Origin of the sequence: Halomonas sp. AOP7-B1-5, from assembly GCF_052353045.1 — a bacterium.
Lineage (GTDB): Bacteria > Pseudomonadota > Gammaproteobacteria > Pseudomonadales > Halomonadaceae > Vreelandella > Vreelandella colorata.
Genome location: NZ_JBQTDC010000128.1, coordinates 1 through 534, shown reverse-complemented (window position 1 = coordinate 534; position 534 = coordinate 1). Strand labels below are relative to the sequence as shown.

The following is a 534-nucleotide window of genomic DNA, read 5'->3' as shown; positions in this document are numbered from 1 at the left end:
ACAGGCCATCAAGCAGACCTTCGTCACCTTCACCCAGCAGGCCTTCCAGCACCCCACCGGTACCGATCAGACCCGACAGCAGGCCACCTTGGCCTAGCAAACCGTCGAGCAGGTCGTTCAGCAAGTCACCTTCCAACGCCTCGTTACCCAGCAGGTCGGCCAGCAGCCCCTGTTCGCCCAGCAGCGGCTGTAGCAGGGTACTCAATAGCTCACTGCCCTCGGGGTCACCTTCCAGCAGGCCGCTAAGAACGCCTTCCTCGCCTAGCAAGGTTTCCAGCAGGTTACCGACGATGCCGTCATTCCCCAATAACGCCCCGAGCGCTTCCTCCTCACCTAACAGATTACCTAGCGGGCTGTTGGCTCCTAGTAGACCAGCCAATAGGCCGTCTGGCCCAAGCAGGTTGGCAAGAAGATCCGTTTGTAGCTCAAGGTCAACCACAGCTGTAAGGGATAGGCCTGCCAGTAATCCATTAGGTCCCAAGATGGTATCAAGCAGATTATTGACAAAGCCTGACTCGCCCACGAGGCCTTCTT

The 534-nt window shown here is 58.1% G+C and carries 1 protein-coding gene; it reads right to left on the bottom strand.

What is annotated here, in order from left to right:
• Positions 1-534: hypothetical protein (locus tag ACT3XD_RS19700; protein ID WP_444280711.1), on the bottom strand; the 534-nt coding region annotated here is incomplete at both ends.